24 protein-coding genes and 1 tRNA gene are annotated in these 23,430 nt (G+C 53.8%); 9 read left to right on the top strand and 16 right to left on the bottom strand.

Going from position 1 to position 23,430, the window contains the following annotated elements; translation table 11 throughout:
- Positions 1-371 precede the first annotated feature (371 nt).
- The 5 genes from GS612_RS16605 to GS612_RS16585 form a co-directional block, all read right to left on the bottom strand.
- On the bottom strand, positions 372-545 hold the full coding sequence (locus GS612_RS16605; protein WP_170755412.1) for a hypothetical protein: 174 nt from the start codon (positions 543-545) through the stop codon (positions 372-374).
- Between the two features lie 42 nt (positions 546-587).
- Positions 588-893 carry a hypothetical protein gene (locus GS612_RS16600; protein ID WP_171641836.1) on the bottom strand — a complete coding sequence of 102 codons (306 nt, stop codon included), beginning with the start codon at positions 891-893 and terminating at the stop codon, positions 588-590.
- Positions 894-946: 53 nt separating this feature from the next.
- Positions 947-1,561, bottom strand: a complete 615-nt coding sequence (locus GS612_RS16595) for a hypothetical protein (RefSeq protein ID WP_171641834.1) — start codon at positions 1,559-1,561, stop codon at positions 947-949.
- 55 nt (positions 1,562-1,616) lie between these two features.
- Positions 1,617-1,916 (bottom strand): hypothetical protein, encoded by a 300-nt coding sequence (locus GS612_RS16590; protein WP_171641832.1) that lies wholly within the window; start codon positions 1,914-1,916, stop codon positions 1,617-1,619.
- Between the two features lie 364 nt (positions 1,917-2,280).
- Positions 2,281-2,580, bottom strand: a complete 300-nt coding sequence (locus GS612_RS16585; RefSeq protein WP_152456658.1) for a hypothetical protein — start codon at positions 2,578-2,580, stop codon at positions 2,281-2,283.
- A gap of 555 nt (positions 2,581-3,135) precedes the next feature.
- Here GS612_RS16585 and GS612_RS16580 point away from each other — a divergent pair.
- The 3 genes from GS612_RS16580 (at position 3,136) to GS612_RS16570 (ending at position 5,015) form a co-directional block, all read left to right on the top strand.
- Entirely contained in the window at positions 3,136-3,651 is a 516-nt protein-coding gene (locus GS612_RS16580) for a DUF805 domain-containing protein (protein WP_171206323.1), read from the top strand.
- 73 nt (positions 3,652-3,724) lie between these two features.
- A complete protein-coding gene (locus tag GS612_RS16575) occupies positions 3,725-4,495 on the top strand; it encodes a hypothetical protein (protein WP_171641830.1) in 771 nt (256 codons plus the stop codon).
- Positions 4,479-5,015 carry a hypothetical protein gene (locus tag GS612_RS16570; protein ID WP_171641828.1) on the top strand — a complete coding sequence of 179 codons (537 nt, stop codon included), beginning with the start codon at positions 4,479-4,481 and terminating at the stop codon, positions 5,013-5,015. The genes GS612_RS16575 and GS612_RS16570 overlap by 17 nt, the downstream gene beginning before the upstream one ends.
- A 787-nt stretch (positions 5,016-5,802) precedes the next feature.
- On the opposite strand, the gene GS612_RS16565 is transcribed toward GS612_RS16570, so the two are convergent.
- From GS612_RS16565 to GS612_RS16545, 5 genes are all read right to left on the bottom strand, one after another.
- Positions 5,803-6,768: an ion transporter gene (locus GS612_RS16565; protein ID WP_171641826.1), complete on the bottom strand. Its 966-nt coding sequence runs from the start codon at positions 6,766-6,768 to the stop codon at positions 5,803-5,805.
- The gene (locus GS612_RS16560) at positions 6,761-7,951 is read right to left on the bottom strand and encodes a low temperature requirement protein A (RefSeq protein WP_171641824.1); all 1,191 of its coding nucleotides are present in this window, start codon (positions 7,949-7,951) and stop codon (positions 6,761-6,763) included. The genes GS612_RS16565 and GS612_RS16560 overlap by 8 nt, the downstream gene beginning before the upstream one ends.
- 198 nt (positions 7,952-8,149) lie before the next feature.
- Complete coding sequence (locus GS612_RS16555) at positions 8,150-8,803, bottom strand: DsbA family oxidoreductase (RefSeq protein ID WP_253286205.1); 654 nt, start codon at positions 8,801-8,803, stop codon at positions 8,150-8,152.
- 3 nt (positions 8,804-8,806) lie between these two features.
- A complete protein-coding gene (locus tag GS612_RS16550) occupies positions 8,807-9,526 on the bottom strand; it encodes a glutathione S-transferase family protein (RefSeq protein ID WP_171641822.1) in 720 nt (239 codons plus the stop codon).
- Positions 9,513-10,121, bottom strand: a complete 609-nt coding sequence (locus GS612_RS16545) for an NAD(P)H-dependent oxidoreductase (protein WP_171641820.1) — start codon at positions 10,119-10,121, stop codon at positions 9,513-9,515. The genes GS612_RS16550 and GS612_RS16545 overlap by 14 nt, the downstream gene beginning before the upstream one ends.
- A gap of 214 nt (positions 10,122-10,335) precedes the next feature.
- Between GS612_RS16545 and GS612_RS16540 the strand changes: the two genes are divergently transcribed.
- From GS612_RS16540 to GS612_RS16520, 5 genes are all read left to right on the top strand, one after another.
- Positions 10,336-10,620: a helix-turn-helix domain-containing protein gene (locus tag GS612_RS16540; protein WP_253286204.1), complete on the top strand. Its 285-nt coding sequence runs from the start codon at positions 10,336-10,338 to the stop codon at positions 10,618-10,620.
- Positions 10,621-11,121: 501 nt separating this feature from the next.
- Complete coding sequence (locus GS612_RS16535; protein ID WP_171641818.1) at positions 11,122-12,417, top strand: DUF3300 domain-containing protein; 1,296 nt, start codon at positions 11,122-11,124, stop codon at positions 12,415-12,417.
- A gap of 1 nt (position 12,418) precedes the next feature.
- A complete protein-coding gene (locus tag GS612_RS16530; RefSeq protein ID WP_171641816.1) occupies positions 12,419-13,309 on the top strand; it encodes a DUF2950 family protein in 891 nt (296 codons plus the stop codon).
- A 236-nt stretch (positions 13,310-13,545) separates the two neighbouring features.
- On the top strand, positions 13,546-14,844 hold the full coding sequence (locus tag GS612_RS16525) for a TAXI family TRAP transporter solute-binding subunit (protein ID WP_171641815.1): 1,299 nt from the start codon (positions 13,546-13,548) through the stop codon (positions 14,842-14,844).
- Positions 14,845-15,037: 193 nt separating this feature from the next.
- Positions 15,038-16,912: a DUF3604 domain-containing protein gene (locus GS612_RS16520; RefSeq protein ID WP_171641812.1), complete on the top strand. Its 1,875-nt coding sequence runs from the start codon at positions 15,038-15,040 to the stop codon at positions 16,910-16,912.
- 401 nt (positions 16,913-17,313) lie between these two features.
- Here GS612_RS16520 and GS612_RS20725 read toward each other — a convergent pair whose 3' ends face one another.
- Complete coding sequence (locus GS612_RS20725; RefSeq protein WP_371809357.1) at positions 17,314-17,673, bottom strand: DUF6538 domain-containing protein; 360 nt, start codon at positions 17,671-17,673, stop codon at positions 17,314-17,316.
- A gap of 43 nt (positions 17,674-17,716) precedes the next feature.
- Positions 17,717-17,792, bottom strand: a tRNA-Thr gene (locus tag GS612_RS16515).
- Positions 17,793-17,937: 145 nt separating this feature from the next.
- Here GS612_RS16515 and GS612_RS16510 point away from each other — a divergent pair.
- A complete protein-coding gene (locus GS612_RS16510; protein WP_171641810.1) occupies positions 17,938-18,843 on the top strand; it encodes a hypothetical protein in 906 nt (301 codons plus the stop codon).
- Positions 18,844-18,954: 111 nt separating this feature from the next.
- On the opposite strand, the gene GS612_RS16505 is transcribed toward GS612_RS16510, so the two are convergent.
- The 4 genes from GS612_RS16505 to GS612_RS16490 form a co-directional block, all read right to left on the bottom strand.
- Entirely contained in the window at positions 18,955-19,674 is a 720-nt protein-coding gene (locus GS612_RS16505; protein WP_171641808.1) for an alpha/beta fold hydrolase, read from the bottom strand.
- Positions 19,671-21,212 (bottom strand): proline/glycine betaine ABC transporter permease, encoded by a 1,542-nt coding sequence (locus GS612_RS16500; RefSeq protein WP_171641806.1) that lies wholly within the window; start codon positions 21,210-21,212, stop codon positions 19,671-19,673. The genes GS612_RS16505 and GS612_RS16500 overlap by 4 nt, the downstream gene beginning before the upstream one ends.
- Positions 21,209-22,264 carry a glycine betaine/L-proline ABC transporter ATP-binding protein gene (locus GS612_RS16495; RefSeq protein WP_171641804.1) on the bottom strand — a complete coding sequence of 352 codons (1,056 nt, stop codon included), beginning with the start codon at positions 22,262-22,264 and terminating at the stop codon, positions 21,209-21,211. Before GS612_RS16495 ends, GS612_RS16500 begins: the two co-directional genes overlap by 4 nt.
- A gap of 67 nt (positions 22,265-22,331) precedes the next feature.
- Positions 22,332-23,297, bottom strand: a complete 966-nt coding sequence (locus GS612_RS16490; RefSeq protein ID WP_171206315.1) for a glycine betaine ABC transporter substrate-binding protein — start codon at positions 23,295-23,297, stop codon at positions 22,332-22,334.
- Positions 23,298-23,430: the final 133 nt, after the last annotated feature.

Raw genomic sequence — 23,430 nt, 5'->3', positions numbered from 1 at the left:
GAAAACCCTTTTTCGCAAAAGGTTTCGCGTTGAACGTCACTCAGACCCGTTCGATCCTTGTCGCCGCCCTTGAAACCGGATCGATACAACACACCGCTTAAGACTGGGCGGAAGAAAGCGACGCCATCGACCCCTCCGTCGCCACTTTTTGAAAGCATTTGGCTGTTGCTAGGGCCACCGTTTCGGCTGGTGACGTCAGAAGTCGCAGCGGTTGCCAGAACACCAATGAATATGAGTGACGTCAAAAACCGCATGCGTGTTCCTTTCTGTATTCAGCCCGTGATGCTCACACTTTTCCAGCCGGTAATCTCTCGGAGAGACACATTCACCGTAAACATCTTTGGTGGCGGTTAGCGTCCCGCCGTGAAGCTTCAAATTGGCCACACCAGATTGATGATAACGACGACCACGAAGTAGGCCAGAACAACTTTCCAATTCCACTGGTGTTTGTTTTCTTCGTTGATCACGCCGGCCGACTTCAATGCCAGGTTTGTGATAATCAAAGCGACAACGATGACCGCCGCATGTGCCAGATCGAAATGCAAACTAGAGCTCCTTTTTTTCAGATTTGGGATTGTTGAAAATTGTCAGCAGTCGCCTGATGGCAGCATAGTTACATCTGAATACCTTCCTTCAGATGTCGTGATCCGCGCACATGCGCCGGTATCTTTGTTAAACCAGTAAGAGGTCAGCCCTTCGCTTCGGATAAGTTCAAACCCAAGACTTTGGATGCCCATTTCAGCCTGACCCGCTCTGGCCCCTTCAAATGACGAAAGATCGCTAGAGCTGCCCACAGTTGGTGCACTCGCATCCACGGACCCGCCACTCTCGCCGCATGCTGAGAGTACAGAAATACACACTGTACCGATCACCAAAAAGACTTTGGATTTCATCTGTTTTTTCCTAGCTGATTTGAGTTGCCGTTCCAGGGTTTTCCGTCGATCACCTATTCAATTCCGAAAATTACGTTGTAGCCGACGGAAGAGTTGCCGCGGTTGATGACCTCGACAACATGATCACCGGATTGCCACAGCTGCCCTCGATACTCCTTGTCCGCCGACATCAATCCCAACAGTTCAGAACCATCGGGGTTTCGAATAACGTAGTCCAAGGTGCCATTTCGTGGAGCAACGCGAACGTAAAGGAACTGTTCGTTTTTGGCGCCAAGGACATATTGCTGGGACGCTCCGGGCGCGAGTTGGCCAACGAGTTCGGCGCCAGTTGAACCAGCATCAAATTTGACGCGTTGGCTTTCAGTAGATCCTTCGGCGCCGGCCATAGCTCCACCACCATCATCCATCGCCTCGACAACCGACATCTCTCCAATGCTTCCATCCTTGTACGCGATGCATCGCCAAAGTGTCCCACCTGCGTCACGTAGCATGACCAGCGTGCCAGCTTCGGAAAACTCTGAGCTTTCAATCGTACCGGATTGACCGTCTGGCCCACCAACTTGCCGTAAATGATCGATACACGCGTCATCGGCTTCCGACATTGCAAGAGCAGCTGTGCCCGAAATTGCAAACATGGGTGTGAGGAGGTTCAGTGAACGGAGTTTCATCAGATTGTCCCCTGTTGGCTAATCCTTACAGTGTTCTTCTGTACAAAGCGGAACTTCACTTCGCTTCCCGCAACTTGGACAGAAACTCATCGCATGCCTTTGCGCTGCCGACGATCTCGTCCGTCGTTTCAATTCCTTGCAGTGATGCCATCTCGGAATTCACGCGATTGAGGATCTGATCCGCTTGCTCGGCGGTGATCAGGTTCTCGGCTTGTGCGCCTTTCAATGTAGAGCAGACACCGGCGGACAAGCCTGTCGCAACGCCAACACCCATCGCGGCACCTCCACCCAAGGTCATCGCCCCAACCACGCCGAGGACGAGCCCGATCACGATACCCAAGATCACTTTTCCCATGTTTTCCTCCCTTTTGGTGAGAATGCGTTAGGCGTTCACTGCTGCCGCAAACTGCGTGTCCATCTGCAAATCAAGACCAGCGCTAAAAGATTGAAAACCGGTGCGAGCGCTGCGAACCACGGTTTGGTCGACTCCGAGACCAAGTCCGCTAGAAGTATCCAAGGCAATCCCAACGGCAAAAGGAACACCCCGGACAAAGGGTCTTTTTCTTGCCCCAACCAACCAAATGTACCCGTCATGAACGCAATCAACGCCAACAGGTAAAGGATCGCGAATACGATAGTGGCTATTCTACAAACCAAGTCGAGCTTTCCGATGAGCGAGCCAGTGCTGCGCGGCCGTGTTCAGCCACGCACCAAGCAGGTCACAATGCGCCTTCGTCGCCCAGGAACTCGATACCGGCTGTGGCGCCATCACTGTAAGCAATACAGTTCCATGGGGCACGATCCTCGCCAACGCCGACGGTGACCTGGGTTCCCGCCTCGCTAAACGCAGACGACAGCACAACGACTTGCGAATTGTTCGTTGTGTTGGCTACGTCTCGCAAACACGCTTGCTGAGCGGGCGTGAGCTCGGCAGACGCGCTTGATGTACCCGTATCGTCGCAGGCCGCAAGCAGTGCGAAACATGTCGTGCCTGCAACCATCACCATTTTGTTGGTCATTTTCTTCTCCCTTGGGTTCTTTGATCTCAATTGAATTGGAGGCGACGTTTTGAAGCTCCAGCGCCTAAGCGGCCAATCGTGCATACCTCGAACTGGTGACTGCTGCTCCCAAAAGACTTGCCGCTTAAGGTTTGGCCGGCAGAACAATATTGCGTTGATCGCATGCACTGCCAACAACGCGTGACCGCACTGGAAAAAGCTGGAGCGCATGTTGGAAGAAGAGCTAGTGCTTTGAGTCTTGGCATCGCGTTCTCCCAACGCTCGATCATTGAAAACGCCTTCCGACTGCCAGCACTCACTCCGACAGTCGGAAGGGCCCGGTAAAACGGGCGACAGCGACAACAACGGAGGTAAAATAAAGTTGCGTCGAATTCTCATATTTGAATCTAATTTTTCATAAATCAATATTTTTTCCGCGCGTAAATTTCTTTAGGCTTTCGTGCGAAAGGCTTTTGCTTTCAAACAAAAAGAATGTGGGGATTTTCAGAAAAGCGAGTGTTCCCTACGCAGCCAAGCGTTTTTGACGCCGCAAAGAAACGACGAAGGGACAAAAACATGGGATTCGTTGAAGCAGTAAAAACGTGTTTTTCGAAATACTTCCAGTTCTCGGGTCGGGCTTTACGATCAGAATACTGGTGGTTCTTCTTGTTCGTGGTTCTCGTGAGTGCCGTATTAGCTGTGCTGGATACGATCATATTCGGGACCAACCCCGAAACAGGGCAGGGATCTCGGGTTCTGTCCTCTGTTTTCCAACTGGCCGTTCTTATTCCCATGCTGGCCGCCGGTTGGCGGAGGCTGCATGATACAGGGCGACCTGGCTGGTACTTGCTGCTGCCGATGGCGCTTAGCATTACAACGCTTTTTGTTATGCTGGGCGGGGTGGCGTTCTTCTCGGTATTGGAGCAAGGAACGGAAAACCCCGATACACTACGAGGACCTGCGGCAGTCTTGGGCGCAACCGGCATTGTTGTTTTCTCAATTCTTCAACTGGTTCTGTCCATCCTGATGATCTGGTGGCTGACACGACCTTCCCAAGAAGGCGCAAACGAATACGGCGCACCTGTTTCCTGATCTGGCTGTCCGGGCAATTGGATGGAACTTCTGCTGAACGACAATGCGAACCGTAACTCCATGGAGAGAGAAAATGAGTTCCAAAACGATTTCCATTGGAACGCTGATGATGGCAATGGCAACCACAGCATCAGCGGAGTGGTCGTTCAACTCCGGGCCTAATCCCAATGCATTTATTCAGACCGGAAACACGACGCTGGAACTTCAATGTAACCGTATCCGCTTTGCACCGGCTGGATATGAGGACAGCCAGGACATTGTGCAGAAGCAGGGGCTTTCCATTCGATTTTTGAAGAACGGCACCACCGAAGTTGGGGCATTTCAGGTTGGCGCAGAAAACGCTGCCGTGCAGATCGTCGACAACTATCCCGTCGAAGTCAGTTTCAATAGTCAAGAGGACTATGGTTTTGTACTGGACCAGCTTGCGGCCAATGCATCGGTTAATCTGTCCATGATTGATCAAGATATCAGCTATGGAATCTTTTACTTGAAAGGTTCCAGCGCGGCAATTCAGTCCCTTCGTTCCGCCTGCGATTCAGGTGCTCGCCAGGGGGCCTCCTACGAAGCGCCCGAAGGCATCGCCTATTGTGGTGGCGGAGCGGTAGAGCGCGTGATCGAACCGGTAATTTTGGACACTCCGGACGGGGAGTGGGACGCGCGAGTATCGGTCAATGGCGAGTTGATCAGAGCCATGACCGCCTATAGTTATTTTGGAAACTCTAAGCCGCCGGCCGGATTTGTCGTCGCCCTGCTTGGGGAAGACAGGTCCGAGTTTCTGATTTTTAACGAAGGCGCGGAAAACTGGCTGGAATACGGGGACTTCAGATATGATCAATGCAATTGACGCCGCCTTCCAATCAGTTTCCCCAATAGAGCACCAGCTGAAGTATTTGGTTTCCGGGATCGTACTTGTTTCGGGACTAGTTTGGACCTCACCAGCTGTCGCGGCTGATGTATCGCAACTTCCGCCCGGTTTGCAGGCGAAGGTTGAATTGGCGGCACGAGCCTGCGCGGAGTTCAACGACGGTCAGTTTGACATAGCCTGGGGCGCGGTTGAAAGGGTCGATCTCGACGGAGATCTACAACGCGACTGGGTTCTGAATGAGTCTGGTTTCGCGTGTTCGAGCGCCGCATCCCTTTACTGTGGTACCGGCGGATGCATGTCGCACTTTTGGATTAGCGAAGAGGTGCATTCCTTGCTCAACCAAGGCTGGACGGTCGTTGATTTTGGGAGCCAACGCATTGTCATCGCGGACGTGCATGGATCCGATTGCGAGGGAATCAATCCGACGCCATGCGTCAGTGCCAGTATTTGGGATGCCGAAGCCAAGACTTGGCGCTCGACTTCTGGAAGCTGGGAGTAAACTGTTTTTTGTGTTTAGCAACTGTGCCAGAGGACCTTGTTTGTTCCTGGGGTTCTCTGGAGCATGCAGATCTATGGGAAAGCTGTGACCAAACACCGCGCAGATTTATGGGTAAGGTTCTGCGGTTTTTTTAAGTCACGGCGCGGCCTATACCCTTCACCCGCAGGTAAATCCCCACGACCTCAGACAAAAGAACAGATGACGAGGAGGCAACAAGCGGCAGTTCAGAGTGGTCGGCTCCCGCTGCATTTTGAAGCCTCCGCATGTGCTTCCACACAAGTTCTGCGTCACGACACCTCAGGTGGTACCAGTATTAATCGAGCTGATCGGCAGCTCTTCTGGCTTTCATTTCAGCGATCATGGGCGACTTTGCGCGAAGGGAAGGCACGCGAGCAGCAACCAGACCACAGCCATTGGCAACTTGCCGATTTTGGGAAGGACGGGAATGGATGTAGGCATCACAGTGTTCGAAAACCAAGTCCCCGTTTTCGCAACACGTCGCGCCCCTGGAACAAGGGACGGCTGTTGGTACAGAAGCGGCTATTGCAGCCAAAGCAGGCTTGGGTCATTCGCCCCCGGCTTGAACTCGCAAAAACCTGAGAAAGCTTGTTCTGTTCCATCGTGCAATCGACAGCAAGTTGTGTGGATGCCGTCGACAACACAGATCGCGTAGGACAGCGGTGAAACACCCAAGCACGCGAAACACTCTATTCGAAATCCCACATTTTCACAGATCTGCTGTAATCCAGTTGGGAGCTCGGCACCTGATCCGTGGCAGGCCAATTGCTCACGCTTGGGGCTTGGCCTTTTGCACAGTTTGCCCGCAGGTAGGGCAGTGATCGGCCTGTGACATGGTCTCAGCATGCACGCGGTTTCGGATATGATCGGCAGCGCGACGCGAGAGACCCAATTGCTTGCGAACGGCTTCAATAACGGCTTCGTCCGCGTCGCAGATATCGCCGTCTTCCAGGGCCTTTCGAAATTCACGTTCCAGGCTGGCCCGTCGGCGGTGCAACTGGTCGTTCAGGCCGCTGGCAATGATCCCTGCGGGCAATGCGGCCATCCCAATGCCAATCACCGTAATCGCAGCGCCGAAGATCTTACCGGCAACTGTCACGGGCGTCACGTCGCCATAACCAACGGTCGTAAGCGTTGCCATCGCCCACCACATCGCCGCTGGGATCGATCCGAATGCCTCCGGTTGCGCTTCGTGCTCTGCCAGCCATGCACCGCTGGCAGCAAAGATCAGCATCACCATCAGGATGAAAAAACCTGCAAAAAAGGCGCCGGCCTCTTCCTCAAACACAGCGAGCAGCATTCCGAGTGCAGGCGAGTACCGAGTGAGTTTGAGGAGCCGCAACATGCGGAAGGTCCGCAACAGACGCAGATCAACCGGGAAGAACAAATAGAGCAGCGCAGGTAAAATCGCTAATAAATCGATGATGGCGATCGGGGAGACGGCCCAGGCAGCGCGCGTTTTGTAACTTGGATTTTCGGTGGCGACCCACAGCCTTGCCGCGTATTCGACCACGAATACGAATAGAGAAAAACCCTCAAAGAGGTTCAGCGCCAGGCCCCAACGGGTATATATGGAGTCGACCGTCTCTAGGATAACGGCGGCCACGTTCAGTGTGATGAGGGCAATTAGAGCTATTTCAAGCAACCATGGACCGGTGGCCGCCCTGTCCGGGCGCTCGAGCCACCAATAGACTTTCCTTTTTAGATAGCCCGAATTTGTAACTGCCTCACTCATGTCGAAACTGCGTCCAGGCGCGCATCAGGGGGATCGCGATTTGCGATAGCAAGGCTGTGCCCCAGATCAGATTGCCAACCAACGAGGGAACATGGGGGACGATAAAGAAACAGGCAATAGCCAGAACGATCCCAAATACCCTTACATCCCAGCGCCCAAAGCCCGATGCAAGACGGTGTTCAATAACGTTCTGGAGCACCCAAAGCATGGCGATATATCCTGCAAGGCCGAAACAGCCAATGGCGGCATATTCGGTCGGGTATGGCTCCCAAAAACCGACTTTGACCTCGGCAGCTAGGGCCACGCCTACCATGACGCCGCATAACATCAAGATCAGATGCGCAAGCCACCAGATCACCAACGTCGACACCTTCTTGTCGTTGGGCTTGGCGTTGCCGACAAAGTCAAAATAAATCCAGCACATGACGAACATCGAAACGCCACCGATGACGAAGTTAACAAGCACATCAAGTGAGACTTTGTAGATGCCTTTCTCGGACAAAGTTACGACGAGTTTGAAGAACCCTTCGCCCAGAACGATCAGCGTCAGCAGAGCAAACCGTTCCGCCATATGGCCGAGGCGCGGGACGAAACGTTCGAAGCGCAATACAGTGAGGCCTGGGATCATGTACATCGCCTGCGTGGCCACCATTGCGGCGGTAAACACCCAATAGGCCAAGGGTGTTGGCAGAAATGCCGTGATGGCAAAGATCACCGCAAAAACCGAAAAACTCCGGATCTGGGCCGTCGACATGGACTCGCCAGATGAATTGGCCCGCCGGGCGCGATAGTACAGCGCCGCGAGCATGGCCCTGTTCGCTGCAAATCCTAACGCGAAGAAAACCCAACCCTTGCCGTCAATAGCCGGGATCGCCGCTGCCATGAACATCACCGTGCAGATCATCACGGCCATAATCAGCCGGTGCCAGAAATCGGTGCTGACGAAGATCGAGTTGAATATGCTGAGTTCGCCCCACGCGAACCAGAGCGTGATGAAGACCCCGGCGAACACAAGAAACCCATGCAGATCGAGATGATGCGACAAGTAATTGCCCAGCAGAAAGATCGTCACGACATGGATCAGGTCGTAGAACAGCTCGGCCCAGTGGACATGATCATGTGCATGGTCAAGGTCCTGGTGATGTTGGGGCTTTCGCCACATGGGGTGGTCATGCAATGCCATAAATTGGGAACTCTTCAAGGTTGGAAGGCTGTTGTGGCCGACAAGCGGCCACCCAGATTGAGTTTCACTATAAGATGAAGGTTGTCGCGGAGACTTTCGTCATGCAACCCCCACAATTGTTGTTAAGCGAGGGCATGCCGGGCAACACCCGCCCGATCGTGGGTTTATTGCGCTGGCAGTGCCCGGTATTCACGGATGTCACGCGGCCCTGTCGTCTCGTAGATGCAGCAGGATACGGGCGTAGTTTTCCTCGCCCTGCGCGCCGGTCACAAGGTGACGTTCGTCGAACACCATTGCGGGCACACCCCGAACTCCTCGGCTGATCCAGAATTGCTCTTTCTGGCGCACGTGATTGGCCCGATCTTGGCTTTGCAATATGTCCAACGCATCCGCGCGTTTCAGCCCGATGCCAGCAGCCGCATCGGCCAGAACCTGTATGTCCGAGACGTTTTCGCGGCGTGTAAAGAACGCCGAAAAAAGGGCCTGCTTCATTTCATGGCCTTTGCCTTGCTCGGCGGCCCAGTCAATCAATTGATGCGCACGGAAGGTGTTATACATCCGCATGTCATCGGCGTAATTGAACGTGAACCCCAGTGCCGCGCCCATCTCGGTCAGGCGGGCTCGTGCCTTGATCGACCCTTCCAACGTCGTCCCGTATTTCGATGCCAAGTGTTCGCCCAGGTTCTCGCCACCCTCGGCCATCTGCGGGTTCAATTCGAATGGATGCCAATGGATATCCAGTTCGGTCTGAGTGTCGCGCGCGGCTTTGGCAAGTTGGTGATAGCCGATCACACACCAAGGACAAACAACGTCTGACACGATATCGACGCGAATAGGCAGAGCAGCTTGCAAGGCTCAGGTTCCTCTCACGTCGCCGGAAAAACGCGCCGCGTTTTCCTTGGCAAAGGCGCTGGAATCTGCGTCAGCATCCCAGAACTGTGGGTTAGCCTTGGGGATGGTCAGCGCTCGCTGGACGGCAGGTCGCGCATCCATACGGTCGAACCAGGCGTTCAGATGCGGTAGGTCCGACACATCCACCCGTGCCCAGACATAAGCACGCGCCCACGGGTACAACATCATGTCGGCAATGGTGTATTCGTCCGCTGCGATCCAGTCCCGCCCGTCCAGACGCGTATTCATCACCTCCATCAACCGGCGGCTTTCGTCCACGTAGCGACGGATTGAAAAGGGCTCTTCATGGCCGTTAGGCGCAGCTATGTGCTGGAAATACATCGCTTGTCCCATCATCGGCCCGACGTGACCGACCTGAAACAGCATCCACTGCATTACCTCGGACCGCTTGGCCGGGTCCGAAGGCAGAAATTTTCCGTATTTCTCGGCCAGATGCCACAGGATCGCGCCGGATTCGAAGATCGCGCGGCCTTCCGAACGGTCCTCAATCGTTGGGATCTTTCCGTTCGGATTAAGCGCTAAATAGTCTGGCGCCTTCTGATCGTGTTTGGAAAAGTTGATATGGGTCAGGTCGTAGGGGATACCTGCCTCTTCCAGAAAAATGACCGGTTTGTAGCCGTTCATTGTGCCTGCGGTATACAGGTGAATATCAGGCTGGGACATGTTCAACCTCGGCAAGTGTGGTTTTCAGATGTGCATCAAATCGAGCAAAATCGGCCTCGATTTCTGGGTTCTTCATAACATCGAATGCAGCAAAAGTCGTAAGGGGCTGCATGGCAAAGAACTTTGCGTTCAGGTGCATCGGCGCTAGCAGGTCGTCGACGCTGGCGCCCGCAAAGAAAGGCTCGGACTCGTCATCGAACGCTTCTTTCGGGGCGTTGAAGGTAACTGACAGCATGTATTTCTTACCGTTTAGCGTGCCGCCGGTACCGTAATTGACTTTGGGCGCGTCGGTCGTTCGACCGTCACCTGCACACAAGCGGCCGTCCATACCGGTCGTGTACACCTCATCGATGTATTTCTTGAAAATCCACGGAACGCCCATCCAGTTCACCGGGAACTGCATGATGACTGTATCGGCCCACAGGTGCGTGTCGACCTCTGCATTCGCGTCATATCCATCAGCGACAGTTGTCACGCGCACGTCGTGCCCCATTGCTGTCAGCGTATTCCGTGCACGTTCAACGAGGCTTGCATTCAACTGTCCGGGGGCGAATTCGTAGGGCTGGGTGCCATTCACGATCAGGATTTTGCTCATGTCCATATCCTATTTGTGCAGTCTCTGAACCCTTGACTTTCGCCGGGTTCAGAAAGCATTTGAGAGTGTAGGTATGAGAAATCAACCAGTATACTTTTGGTAACCTAGTTATCTGGGCGGAAGGATGACAATGCGAGCGCGGATTGAAGAGGACGCCAAACGCCGTCGACAGGTCTCGGAGGCTTGTCTGGAGCCATGCGCAATCGAAAGAGGTATGCGGATCATTGGCGGAAAATGGACCGGCTCGATTTTGTGGCACCTCAAAGATGGTCCCGTGCGTTTTAACGATCTATCGCGTATGATCGGTGGGGCTAGTAAGAAGATGATCGCTGAGAGATTACGCCAACTTGAGGAGCAGGGTTTGGTTGCAAGACAAGTGATGGATACTTCCCCTGTTTCGGTTCAATATTCCATCACCGAGTTTGGCAGCACAGCCCTTGGATTCCTCGATGAGCTAAGAAAGTGGAGTGAAGAGCTGCCTAACGATTTACAGCGATGACTTTTAAATGCTTGCTCTTAGCTTATAGCCTAATTTTTTAATGACCCCGCGACAAACTTGTAATTTCTTCAACACTGCAGATGAAGGGGCTTGGCGACTTAGAGCAGAATTCCGCGAGACTGTTGTTTAAGAAAGCTAATTGCGCCAGTTTTGACAAAAAATGATAGAAATATACCAAAGCAAAGCTTTGGTGCAGCAGTGTGTTTTGGAACGACTTTCTACGGGGCCGTTCAATGACATTTGAACTGACACGTACCGTAACAGCCGTCCCGCAGACTGCTAGATCTGCCAAATCAAGTTCTCGCGTCCGCAGCGAACGCCCGCTTTGTTCGCAAAGCTGTCATTCGAGGTATTTGTGTCAAATGTCCAATTCGAGCCCAAGGCCGACACTCGCTCAAACTTGGCTGGGGGCCGATAAATATCCCACAACCGTCTATTTGACTGATTGGTTGCCAGAATCGCAGTCTTAGGTGATCCTTCAAGAAATCGAAGGATCGCAATATGTTCAGGTTTCTATTAATTGCATTCGGTATTTGCGTATCTACTTCCGCGTTAGCGCAAGAGTCGTCCGAAGATGTAGCGGCAAAAGATGGTATCTCGGCGACCTCATCCAGCCTGCTAACTGACGCTGAGTTGCAGACATTGGTCGCCCCGGTTGCTCTTTATCCCGACACGCTTCTCATACAGATATTTGTCGCGGCCACCCAGCCGTTGGAAATTGTTAAGGCTGAACGGTATCTACTGGACAACACCGATCGCGACCCTGTTGAGCTTGAGCTGGAAATCGAAGCAATGGGATGGGATCCTTCCGTCAGTGTGTTGGCGACGGCATTCCCGGAAATTGTTGGTCAGATGGCCACCCATATTGACTGGACCGAGACAGTCGGTACAGCCATGTTGGCACAGTCCGATGATGTGTTGGATGCGGTGCAGGTCATGCGGGATCAGGCAATTGACAGCGGCGCTCTTATCTCGGGGCCCGAGCAAACTGTCGAAGTATCTGACGACGACACAGTGATAATTACACCGACAGAGCCCGAAACAGTATACGTCCCACAATACAATCCCGAGACAGTTTATACTGGCCCGTCAACCGGGGATGTTGTGGGCGCCGCATTACTGACTTTTGGCACTGTTGCCCTGATCGACGAGATTTTTGACGACGACGATGATTGGTACGACTATTGGGGGTGCCGAAATTGTGGTGGCTGGGGCGGTGGTCCAATTTATAGAAATCCAGACATCGATATTGACGTAGATGGCAACGTCAATATTGGCAATGATATAGATTTAGGTGACCGAACGAATATCGGATGGAATCCCGATCCTGACCGGCAACAGGAGGCCCGGAACAAAATAGCGGACCACAAAAGACCTGAAGGTGGCCGTGGCGACTTGCCGGTTAACCGTCCTGACGGTCGCACCGATGAGCTGCGTGCAAAGTTGAGCCGAGAATCTGGTGCTGCAGATATTAGCAGGGACCGCGGGGCGGCCGCGGCTGCGGTCGGTGCAGGGGCTGTAGCAGGCGGCGCTTTGGTGAACCGTGGCAACGCTAATCGGGACAAGGTCGCCGCAAAGCAACAGGCTATTGATCGCACCAAACGTCCAGATGCTACGAAAAAGCCAGTCGCACAAAGACCGCAGACTGCGAAGAAGCCGTTGGCGAAGAAGGCCGTATCGGCGCAGGGCAAGCCCAAGGCATCCAAAGGGCAAGCGATGAAGAAAAAAGCGTCCGGTAGCAGAACGCAAAGCGCATCCAAGCGTGGACATGCAGCTAAAGGCAAACGGAGACGGTAAGGTGCGTAGATCAGTATTGACAATTTTGTTGCTCGCCGGGACTGCAAGCCCGGCCCTCTCTGGCGGAGCCAGCTTTGATACCCCGCAATCCGCACTGGATGCTTTTGTTGGTGCGTTGAAGGCCAATGATCAGAGCAAGATGCTCGAAATTTTTGGTCCTGAGGCCGAAGATTTGGTGGGAACGGGCGATCCGGCGGAAGACCAAGAAAGAAGGCAGGAAGTGCTAAGCATGTACGCTGAAGGGTATCGCTTTCAGCCTGAGGATGAAGGGGTTGTACTTCTCCTGGGTGAAGACAGTTGGCCTTTTCCAATTCCAATTCTGCGTACAGATGACGGTTGGCGCTTTGACCTGGAAGCAGGGATCGAAGAGCTTTCAGCCCGCGAAATAGGTTTGAATGAGTTGGAAGTGATCGAATTGCTTGAGGCCTATGTCGATCTGCAGGCAGCTTTCCGGCTTGTGGATCATAACGGGAATGGCGTTATGGAATTCGCTCAGACGATCATTTCAGATCCGGAAGAGCAAAACGGACTCTTCTGGCCTGGAAAAGACAGCTTTGTCGGTGCAGCGCTTGCCCGCGCCGCAGCTTCGGGGTGGAGTGACGGTCAGGTTGACTATGAAGCCGAACCGTTTCTTGGCTATTATTACACAATCCTGCAAGAGCAGGGCCCTAACGCTCCGGGGGGTGCCTACTCTTATTTTGTCGGGGATCACTTTGTTGCAGGACATGCCTTGCTGGCAATACCGGCAGACTATGGAGAAACTGGCATCCATTCCTTTCTGGTTGGCGAAAACGGCATAGTCTACGAGGCAGATTTTGGCCCGGAGACACTCAGTATTGCAGCTGAAATTTCTGCCTATGATCCAGGCACGAATTGGTCACCGGTCGAGTAATATTTGGATTGAAAGTGGCGCTTAAGCTCTGCGCTTTGCTGCGACAGTCAGTTTTTGACTTAAAACTCCTTCAAGCGTACTTGGTTTTTTGCGCACCCACTAAATATGTCGGGATACTTGAACCGAAGAACTCGAACTTTCGAGTGCTTCTCACTGTGATCGGTTTCTCGGTGGCAAAAAGATTGCTATCAAATGAGAACGAATTATCGATTCCGATCATCTGAATGTGAGAATAAATGCGCTTAGCTCTTTTCATTCTCTTTCCGATTATATTTGTCGGTTTGCTTGTTTTTCTGATCTTTGGCTTGAAGCCGCCCAACAGTATTAAGCTAGCTGCTGGCATAAACGGCGGGGGATATTGGCAAGTTGGACAACTCTACAAAGCAGAACTTGCACGTGACGGCATTCAGGTAATTTTAGTAGAAACCGAAGGGTCCGTTGAGAATATTCAGAGACTTGTTTCTGGCGAAGTGGATGCCGCATTTGTTCAAGGCGGCCTCGAACTCCCTCAAGACGAAAGCTTACAGTCTCTGGGTGCCATTTTTCTTGAACCCATGGTGGTGTTCCGCGGAAAGTCTAGTCCAGTCGGAGCTAATGCAGGAGAATGGGGAGACATACGCTTAGCTGCAGGATCTCAGGCGTCTGGTACTCGCGCCGCCGCTTTAGCGCTAATTGAGGCCGCTGGGTTGCAAAATGTCGGCATAGACCTCGTCGATGTCGGGGGCCATGATGCGATAGGGGCGTTGTATGCCAACGAAGCGGATGCCGCGTTGTTTGTCGCTCCACTCGATGCACCTTACCTTATGGATGCAATTTTTGATCCAGAAATCATTTTCGTCCCTATGGCTTTGGTCGACGCCCTTGCATTGAAACTTTCCGGAGCGAATTCGGTAACTGTGCCGGCAGGATCAATCACACTCGACCCTCCGAGACCACCAGAGGATGTTAAGATCTTAGCATTGCGAGCTTCACTTATCGCCGCATCCGATCTGCACCCTGCAGTAACCGATAGGTTGGTAAATGCAGCAAAGAACATTCATAGCGAACCTAATATTTTGCAAAGTGCGCGCGAGTATCCAAACACGGCTTCGCCACCTGTACCATTAAACAAGATTGCCACAGAACTTATTAACTCTGGGCCAAACTTTTTGCATGGCGTCTTGCCATATTGGATCGCGGCGCAGTTTGGCAGCGTATTGTTATTGCTGTTGCCTTTGTTGTTCTTAGTACCGTTTCTGCGGATCGTCCCGTCCAGTTACGTGTGGTTTCAAAAGCGCCGGGTCTGGCGTTTTTATCAGCGCATCGCTGCGCTTGAGGAGGAACTCGGCAAGGCACAGACCTCAACTGAAGTAGAAGAGGTCGCCAAAAATATCGAAGACGTGGACACCGCCCTTGCAAATCTGAATCTGCCTCTCGCATACCGCCAGGGAGCATATGATGCGCGTTTGCACATAGATCTAATTCGACAGGAGATTGCGCGTCGTCGAACTGCCAAAAATGATGGAACTCCGGCCTTCTCAAGCAAACCTACTTAAAATACCATTTCTATTTGAGACTTAGGTACGGTCGTATGCTTTAGTTATTGCTTGAACAGTACTTTGGGCTCGCAGCCATCATTGGCAGAGTTTTCTTTGGCGGCAGCTATGCTAGGCGAAAACAGTTTAGATTTTGCGTCATGGTTACTTGTATTGAGCGTTGTAAGCTCTGAACAAAATAAGAGGTTAGGAAATGTTCCGTTTAGCATCTATTTTGACTGTTGCGTTTACTGCTGCCGCGCATGCCGAGGACATCCCAAATACTCAACCCGGCGACAGAGAGTATTCCCCTTACCCACAACAAAACTTCCCTAATCAGGTCTTTTTCGGAGACACCCATTTGCATACATCATACTCTGCCGATGCCGGTATGATCGGAAATGTACTTGGCCCTGATGAAGCGTACAGGTTTGCCAAAGGCGAAGTCGTTACATCCAGCACCGGTGTCGAAGCGAGGTTGCGCCGACCATTGGATTTTCTGGTTATTGCCGATCACGCCGAGAACCTTGGTCTTGCGCCGCTGCTCTCAGCCAAAGATGCCACGTTGCTCTCTACAGAGTTTGGCCAGCAACTGAACGCTGCTGTCGAGGCCGGTGATCCGGTTGGCGCATGGTCGATTTGGAGCCAAGCCAAGTCCACTGGCACAGACCCATTGGCGGATTATCAGGAGATTTACCAAACAGCGTGGGGCGACATTACCTCTGCCGCTGAGGCACACAATCAACCGGGTTTGTTTACTGCGCTTATCGGGTTCGAGTGGACCTCAAACCCACAGCGGAACAACCTGCACAGGAATGTCATATTCAATGGTGGCAAAGAGGGCGCTGACAAGATCATCCCGTTCTCGAACTTTGATAGCTTCGACCCCGAAGACCTTTGGGCATGGATGGAACAAGCCGAAGAGACAACAGGCCAAAAGCTGCTCGCGATCCCGCACAATGGCAATTTGTCCAACGGGTTGATGTTCGACGAAGTGCGCTTGTCCGGTGAGCCGTTCGATGTTGAGTATTTCAAACAGCGTGCCAAGTGGGAACCGATCTACGAAATCACACAAATGAAAGGTGACGGCGAAGCACATCCCATGCTGTCACCAGACGACGAATTTGCCGACTTCGAAACGTGGGACAAAGGACAACTTGGACCAGAGCCCAAGACACCGGAGATGCTTCCACGCGAGTATGCACGCGCGGCATTGCGTCGTGGACTAGGATACGAGGCGGAAACGGGGGCAAACCCGTTCAAGTTTGGCGTGATCGGCTCAACTGATGCTCATACATCGCTGTCCACGGTTGGCGAAGACAATTTCTTCGGGAAAGTCGCGGCTGTTGAACCTACTGCTGACCCGATCCGATTTGAAGAAGTCGTCGGCGGTATTGGTGGTGACGAGAGTGTTGCACAATATGCATGGCAGACTTCGGCGTCGGGTTTGGCGGCCGTTTGGGCAAGGGAAAACACCCGCGAGGCCATTTGGGATGCTTTTGCTCGGAAAGAAGTCTATGCAACCACGGGGCCGCGCATGCGTGTTCGCGTTTTTGCCGGATATGAATTTGAAGAAACCGACCTGCCACGTGCGGATTTTGCCGCGTATGGATATGAAAATGGCGTCCCGATGGGGGCGGATTTGCCAGTGGATAGTGATGGTCGATCTCCGCGATTTCTCATCCGTGCTCTCCGCGACCCCGATGGGGCCAACCTCGACCGTATTCAGATTGTCAAAGGCTGGCTGAACAGTGACGGCACAACGTCGGAACGTATTTATGATGTTGCTTGCGGCGAGCGTGAACTTGTAAACGCGGCGTGTGACGGCCCGGTTGGCAATACGGTGGATGTAGAAAACGCGTCTTGGACAAATGACATCGGCGAGGCAATTCTCGCCGGATATTGGGAAGACCCGGACTACGACCCGACGCAAAGCGCGTTCTACTACGTCAGAGTGCTGGCCATACCAACGCCGCGCTGGACGACATACGATGCCAAGGTGTTCGGGACAGAAATCCCTGACGAAGCCCCTTGGTCGATACAAGAAAGGGCTTATACGTCGCCTATCTGGTACACACCTCAGGGATGATTGGTATTAGATTAAGATTGAAATTCACTTAGTCTGCCCTGGGCTCGAAGCCCTCTTCCAAGTGTTTTATTTAACGTCAGCTTTCGGGCCATTTGCAGGCGCCGATTCCCGTGCGTTCAAGGTGGCGAGGTCAGACATTTTGCGGATGCGTCACATCTTTATTGGCGGCGGCCACAGATTTCTGAACTCAGAACCCTTACTTTGTTCAAAAGAAGTGGATCGAACTTCCTCGTGCCGCAGTGAGCAAATTAGGTTGATATACCAAAGATGACGCAAGATCAGCTGGCGGAGCGGTGGCACATGGTGACTGCGATGGGCTGTGATCTGACGGTTGCTGCTCTCTGCGCCATCACCAAGGGCCTCTACGTAACGCGGTCTTACAGGCACTTGGGCATGGCCCTTCAGTCGAAGATGGATGGCCCAGCCTTCGATAGCTTGACCGTCTCCCGCATAGTGGAAAACGCAACGAACGTCACCGGAGCGGCATTGGCGTTTTGCGCCACTCGAAGCATGTGTTTGCCCGGTAAGTCGCTATCCTTGAGCCGAAGGTGATACCAATATTCGTCAAGCTGTTGTGCAGCTCTTGTAGCCCTTGGTGCTGCAACTGAAGCTGATCTGGTTCTCAGAATGTGTGAGATTTTCGACGACGTGTAGAGTTGCTTCAGATCCTTCGGGACTATCCGCACAAAGTAGAAAACGCCATCTTTGACAAATGAGTGGGGTGCAGTTTTGTTCTCCGCCACGTTCTGCGGTGGCTCCATCCTGAGATAAAGTTGATGATTTACAATGTTTTAGCGGATTCTGTGGTGCCCCCACACGGACTCGAACCGCGGACCTACTGATTACAAATCAGTTGCTCTACCAGCTGAGCTATAGGGGCACTGGCTGTCGATTACTTCCTCTGGCAGTAGACTGCAAGCCTGAATTTTAGCCCAAACTTAGACATTGCCCGATTTCCTGAGAACGTGCAAAAAAACGCTGAATTCATCCGTTGCAAATATCTCGCGAGTGTAACGGACGCGGCTATGCAGAAAAGCCAAGGGGTAAAGGAAAAAATGCAGGTTGCCATACACGCCGGTGTTGCCTTTTCGGATGAAGGGCTGGTGATGTCCTCGCTTGGCGCGAACAGGAGCGTACTGGCCAAATACCGAACTGCGGTTCTGGGGCCGCGTCGGTCCCGGCTATTCGTCAAAGTGATGTCTGACTCGATTCTGCAGGGCGTATCTGATGCAGACGCACGGAACAGATTGTCCGAGCTTGTTGCCGGAAACCAGAATCTGGACCGCGTGGTTGTGTCGAGCGACAAGTTCTTTGGCCCCAGGCGCACCGCGCTGCAAGACGGCCAGATCTATCCGTTTGCAGGGAATAGAACAGCCCATACGGACACTCTGCTGGACGGCGTGCAGGTTCAAGTGTTTGCAGGGCTGGTGAACCCCGGGGTTTTTGTTCCAAAGATTCTGGCCTCGATCCATGAGGACCATCGGCGGGACATTCTGGCCAGCACCGATTTAAGCTGCCTCAGCTGGCTTGGCATGATCGAAGACCTGCGGGATCTTGCGCCTCAGGTTCAGCTCACCTTGTGGGAACACGAGAATTCCCCGCTTATCTGGGGGGATATCATCCGCGCCGTGGCTGGATTGCCTGACGAGGCTGTGCTTCATGAAGAGTTTGCATTCCTGTCCTCCCTTTTGACAGAAGCCGGACAACGTCATGTATTGGACATCGTGAGAAAAGGGGACGCCATCGATCACGGCCGCCGACGTGAAGAGATGGCGAATATTCTGGACGAATACGCCCGGCCGGAGCAAATCGAAGAAGAGCTCGATTTACCGGGCTGGAATTCCGACATAGTTGAAGCGTTCACAGAGCTTTACGAGCAGGATCTGGCCACGATCCGGTCCATGCCGGACGTTCATGTTCTGCAAATCTGATTGGTTTGCGCAGTGCCGTTGGATTGGGTGCACAGATGGTGCGAAGGTAGCTTTTTTCGCGAATCCAGCGTGATGGCAGGAACGCATGGGTATTTGGGGCCCTGCCGAATATCAGGCAACTAAGTAATCTCGCAATATCCCGTTGAACAGTTCAGCTTTTTCCAGATGGGTCGCATGTGCAGAGTTTGGTATCACCGCTAGGTTTGCATTCGGAATGGATTGCCACAGCTGTTCCGTCTGACTCCATGGGTAGGTGCGATCACGATCCCCCCAGATAATCAGCGTCTTGGTCCTGATTGCCGGCAGGTTTTCAGCGCCGCTCCAGGAATGCATCGCATCCAAACCAGACAGCATGGCCTTCAGGTTGCTTTTCTGGGCTATCGTAGCGCAAAGTTCATATTCCAAGGCGTTTTCGCGTTCGAGAAACCAGGTTGCCGCAATCCGCCGCGCCGTCACTATCGGCCCGTCTGCACAGGCACGGGTTTTCGAGGTGTCGATGGTCTCAAACCGCCCGGGCAGCACTCCTACGGACCCGGTGCCATAAAGAACCAAACGGTCAACACGCTCGGGCGCACGGGCAACCATTTCCTGCGCGACCATTCCACCCATCGAGTGACCAACCAGGTGGAATCTCTCGATGTCGCGCGCCTTCAGCTCATTCAGCGCCCAGTCCGCGAATCCCGAGATGCTGCAAAACGCGTCACGTTGCGCATTTTCGCCAAAACCCGGCAGATCCAGCGTGATGACATCGTAACCTTGCAAGGCCTCGACCTGCCGCTGCCATTGCCGACTGCCGCCCAGGAACCCATGAACAAACACGATGGGTGTCATTTCCGACCGCCCTGCACAATCCGATCGAGGATCATGGCACAGAACAGGATTGAGAACCCTGCAAGAATACCCTGGCCCACATTCGCGTATTGCAACGCTTCAAGAACATCCTCGCCCAGCCCTTTGGCACCGATCAGAGACGCAACAACAACCATTGCCAGTGACAGCATGATTGTCTGATTGATCCCCGCCCGGATCGATGGGCTTGCCAGCGGCAAGTCGACTTTGGTGAGCAGATACCATTTGTTGGCGCCGAAACTGATCGCCGCCTCGCGCACACTTTCGGGCACGCCACGCAAGCCGAGAACGGTCAGGCGCACCACTGGCGTACCACCGAAAATCATCGTGACCACGACTGCCGCCGGCTTGCCGACACCAAAAAACGCGATCACGGGGACCATGAAAACAAAGGCGGGCATGGTTTGCATGAAATCCATGATCGGCTGGATGAAAGCGTAGAACCGAGGGCGACGCGCCGCGAACATGCCCAGTGGAATTCCGATGACAATCGACAGGCATGCCGCTGTCCCCAACAAGGCCAGCGTAGTCATTGCGCCCTCCCAAAAGCCCAACAGCCCCATATAGGCCAGAAACGCGCCCGAATAGATTGCCGTGCTGACACCCGCAGTCAGCCATGTCAGCAGAATGATGAGACTGGCGATCACGATCCATGGCGTCTGCACCAAGATGACCTCAAGCGCGTCCAGCAGGGTGCGGATACCGAATGTCAGCCCGTCAAAGAACGCTTCGCTGTTGCGCACGCACCAGGCGATGAAATCTTCCACCCAGGTGATGCTGGTCAGGCGGATATTGGGGTCTGTCGGGAAGTGGCTGAGCAACGAGAAACGCCCCGGAAAGCTGTAATGCATCATCGCCGCAGCAACGATCAGCGCCATGAAGATCGCGCTGAATACGATCTGCGATACCGGCATTGCAGATCGGATTGAACGATCTGACAGCCATTCCGAGAAACGCGCCTCGAGCGCCCAGTTTGCCACCTGTGACTGAACAAGCTTGACGATGATCAGAATGATCAGGCCGGTCAGAACGATGTATGGCCCTTCAGCAGCCATTGCTTCGGCTTCGGCGCGGATGCCGCCTATGTTTTCCTCGAGCGAGTCCACCGTCCGCTGGTAGACGTCGATCTTGTCCGAGTTGTTTTCGATGGCAGCGGCCAACTGCTGACGGCGCAGCTCAAGCGTCCCTTCAATTGACGCGATGCGTTCCATTGCTTCGGCCGCCAGGTCGCCGAACAACCCGCGCGCGATCTGCACATAGGCTATTGTTTCCAGGATCAGAAATGGCAACGCCCATGACCACAAGCCCCGCGCACCGAACCAGACCGGGCCAAACAACCCGGCCATCAGATTGAAAGTCGGCGTAAATCGGGACGACGCGCCGATCTTGTCGAAGTTGCGGATGTAATAGTCGGGGCTGGTGCGAACAAAGGCCCGGATGTTTTCGCGCCGCTCTTCGGCATATGCCTGGGCTGCTTCGCTCTCGGTATCTTCCAGCGGGTTCACATCTGAAGAACTCATGACACTTCGGTTCCTTCGATCACGGTGCGCAACAGATCGGCACGGGTTATGACGCCAACATCCACGCCGCCGTCCTCCACAAGGATCGCGCTGTCGGTGTCGATTGCCAGATTGATCAGCGTGCTCAGGTTTTCGCCTTCATTCACACGCGGGGCGCCCGAGGGCAGAGGACCATGGGTCGCGACATGTTCCGGTATGGGCCGCATGACGGCGTGGGCACGCACCACCTTGAGCCTTGAGATACCCGCCACGAAATCGGCGACATAGTCATCGGCGGGGTTCATGACGATGTCTTCGGCCGTTCCGATCTGCACCACCTTGCCGTCGCGCATGATCGCGATCCGGTTCCCGATGCGGACGGCTTCATCCAAATCATGGGTGATGAAGATCGTCGTCTTTTTCAGGATTTTGCTCAGTCGAATGAACTCATCCTGCAATTGCCGCCGGATCAACGGGTCCAACGCCGAGAACGGTTCGTCCATCAACAACACATCCGGGTTCGCTGCCAGTGCCCGGGCAAGGCCCACACGTTGCTGCATTCCCCCGGACAGCTCGTGTGCGAATTTCGATCCCCATGCTCCGAGTTCGACGATATCCAGAATAGCAGCGGCCTGACGCATGCGTTCATTCTTGCTGACCTGCCGGATTTCCAGCGGCATTGCGACATTGTCCAGCACAGACCGATGCGGCATCAGCGCAAAGTTCTGAAAGACCATGCCAATCTTGTTGTTGCGAAACTGCTGAAGCTCTTTCGGGCCCAGGGCCATCACGTCCGTGCCTTCGATTTCGATCTTGCCTGCGGTGGGTTCCAACAGCCGGTTGAAATGGCGGACCAGAGTGGACTTCCCGCTGCCGGACAGGCCCATGATGCAGAATATCTCGCCCCGGTTGACCGAAAGACTAACATCCGCGACGCCGACAACACAGTTGTATTCCGCCAGCACCTGGGCCTTGTCCAATCCACGGTCGCGGATTGCCTGCAGCGCTACATCGGGCCTGCCCCCGAAAATCTTCCAGACATTCGAGATTTCAATAACGGTATCGTCGCTCATAAGTCCCCCAGAGGTCTGCTTTTGGGTGGCGCCAACAGATGCCGCCACCCTGTTTCTGGAAGCTCGATCAGAGGCCCAGCCAAGCGTCGACACGATCAGGGTTCGCCTCGACCCACTCGCGTGCAACCTCTGCCGGATCTCGGCCCTTGCCGCTGATCTCATAGGCGAACTCGCTGACATCATCCGCCGTCAATGCGAAATTCGCCAAGAAATCGGCAATCGCCGGAGAACGCTCTGGCAGCGTGTTGGACCACGCAATCTGCACGTTCTTGAGCGCGTCCTTGGTCGCAACATTGGATTTGTTGTACCAGTCCGGGTCATCAGACGGTTGGACCATCACGTATTTTGCCGGGTCGAATTGTGGCTCGGTCAACATCTGGACGTCGAACATGTACCAGACGGCATGCGGCTTGTAGCAATAAAAGGCATAGCCTTCGCCCTTGGCGATGCTGTCCTTGATCCGCGCGGTTTTCACGCTTTCCTCGGCACGTATCGGCTCAATGAAATCAAGCAGGCCATAGTCGCGGGTTTTGACTTCGTTCACGTTGGCCGAAGCCCAACCCGGCGCGCCAATCCACATTTCACCTTTGCCATTGCCGTCACTGTCCATCAAAGCGGCCACATCCGGGCGGCCCAGATCGGCGATGTCGGTGATGTTGTTGGCTTCACCAAAGTCTTTGCTGACGCAGAAACCCTGATTGCCCTCGTAGGGGTTCGATGACAGGGTGACGGTGCCCGCTTCGTCCACATATTTCTTGGTGAAGCTTTCCTGGTTGGGCAGCCAAACGTCGGGATGAACGTCGATATCGCCCTTGCCCTGATCCATCGCCTGAAAGATCGTGGCGTTGTTGCCGGGCACATATTCCACTTTGCCCCCGATGCGCATTTCCACGACCGCGCCCAGAACATGGGCGATCGCTTGTGCTCCGGTCCAGGATGGCACGCCAATTTTCACTTCTTCGGCTGCGAATGCCGGCACAGCGCAGACGCTGAGCGCAGCAGCCATCCCCAGCTTTTTCAGATTTGTTCTCATGGTCTTCTCCTCTGTTGAAATGCGCCGTGGTTCGGCGTCGTTCTTTTCGTTGTTCGATTTTCCTATCGCGCAATAGGGGCGCGCCAACTTGCCTTTGGCGACACATTCGGACGGAAGGCTGAAAACAAGACAA

Source organism: Ruegeria sp. HKCCD6157 (assembly GCF_013110685.1).
In the GTDB taxonomy this organism is placed as follows: Bacteria; Pseudomonadota; Alphaproteobacteria; order Rhodobacterales; family Rhodobacteraceae; genus Ruegeria.
Note: the sequence above shows the minus strand (reverse complement) of the source record. Positions and strands in the feature narration are given on the sequence as shown.

Coding starts and splice junctions, on each gene's coding strand:
- GS612_RS16600 (WP_171641836.1), bottom strand. CDS start 893: ATGAAATCCAAAGTCTTTTTGGTGATCGGTACAGTGTGTATTTCTGTA.
- GS612_RS16595 (WP_171641834.1), bottom strand. CDS start 1,561: ATGAAACTCCGTTCACTGAACCTCCTCACACCCATGTTTGCAATTTCG.
- GS612_RS16590 (WP_171641832.1), bottom strand. CDS start 1,916: ATGGGAAAAGTGATCTTGGGTATCGTGATCGGGCTCGTCCTCGGCGTG.
- GS612_RS16585 (WP_152456658.1), bottom strand. CDS start 2,580: ATGACCAACAAAATGGTGATGGTTGCAGGCACGACATGTTTCGCACTG.
- GS612_RS16580 (WP_171206323.1), top strand. CDS start 3,136: ATGGGATTCGTTGAAGCAGTAAAAACGTGTTTTTCGAAATACTTCCAG.
- GS612_RS16575 (WP_171641830.1), top strand. CDS start 3,725: ATGAGTTCCAAAACGATTTCCATTGGAACGCTGATGATGGCAATGGCA.
- GS612_RS16570 (WP_171641828.1), top strand. CDS start 4,479: ATGATCAATGCAATTGACGCCGCCTTCCAATCAGTTTCCCCAATAGAG.
- GS612_RS16565 (WP_171641826.1), bottom strand. CDS start 6,768: ATGAGTGAGGCAGTTACAAATTCGGGCTATCTAAAAAGGAAAGTCTAT.
- GS612_RS16560 (WP_171641824.1), bottom strand. CDS start 7,951: ATGGCATTGCATGACCACCCCATGTGGCGAAAGCCCCAACATCACCAG.
- GS612_RS16550 (WP_171641822.1), bottom strand. CDS start 9,526: ATGTCCCAGCCTGATATTCACCTGTATACCGCAGGCACAATGAACGGC.
- GS612_RS16545 (WP_171641820.1), bottom strand. CDS start 10,121: ATGAGCAAAATCCTGATCGTGAATGGCACCCAGCCCTACGAATTCGCC.
- GS612_RS16540 (WP_253286204.1), top strand. CDS start 10,336: ATGCGGATCATTGGCGGAAAATGGACCGGCTCGATTTTGTGGCACCTC.
- GS612_RS16535 (WP_171641818.1), top strand. CDS start 11,122: ATGTTCAGGTTTCTATTAATTGCATTCGGTATTTGCGTATCTACTTCC.
- GS612_RS16525 (WP_171641815.1), top strand. CDS start 13,546: ATGCGCTTAGCTCTTTTCATTCTCTTTCCGATTATATTTGTCGGTTTG.
- GS612_RS16520 (WP_171641812.1), top strand. CDS start 15,038: ATGTTCCGTTTAGCATCTATTTTGACTGTTGCGTTTACTGCTGCCGCG.
- GS612_RS20725 (WP_371809357.1), bottom strand. CDS start 17,673: ATGGAGCCACCGCAGAACGTGGCGGAGAACAAAACTGCACCCCACTCA.
- GS612_RS16510 (WP_171641810.1), top strand. CDS start 17,938: ATGCAGAAAAGCCAAGGGGTAAAGGAAAAAATGCAGGTTGCCATACAC.
- GS612_RS16505 (WP_171641808.1), bottom strand. CDS start 19,674: ATGACACCCATCGTGTTTGTTCATGGGTTCCTGGGCGGCAGTCGGCAA.
- GS612_RS16500 (WP_171641806.1), bottom strand. CDS start 21,212: ATGAGTTCTTCAGATGTGAACCCGCTGGAAGATACCGAGAGCGAAGCA.
- GS612_RS16495 (WP_171641804.1), bottom strand. CDS start 22,264: ATGAGCGACGATACCGTTATTGAAATCTCGAATGTCTGGAAGATTTTC.
- GS612_RS16490 (WP_171206315.1), bottom strand. CDS start 23,297: ATGAGAACAAATCTGAAAAAGCTGGGGATGGCTGCTGCGCTCAGCGTC.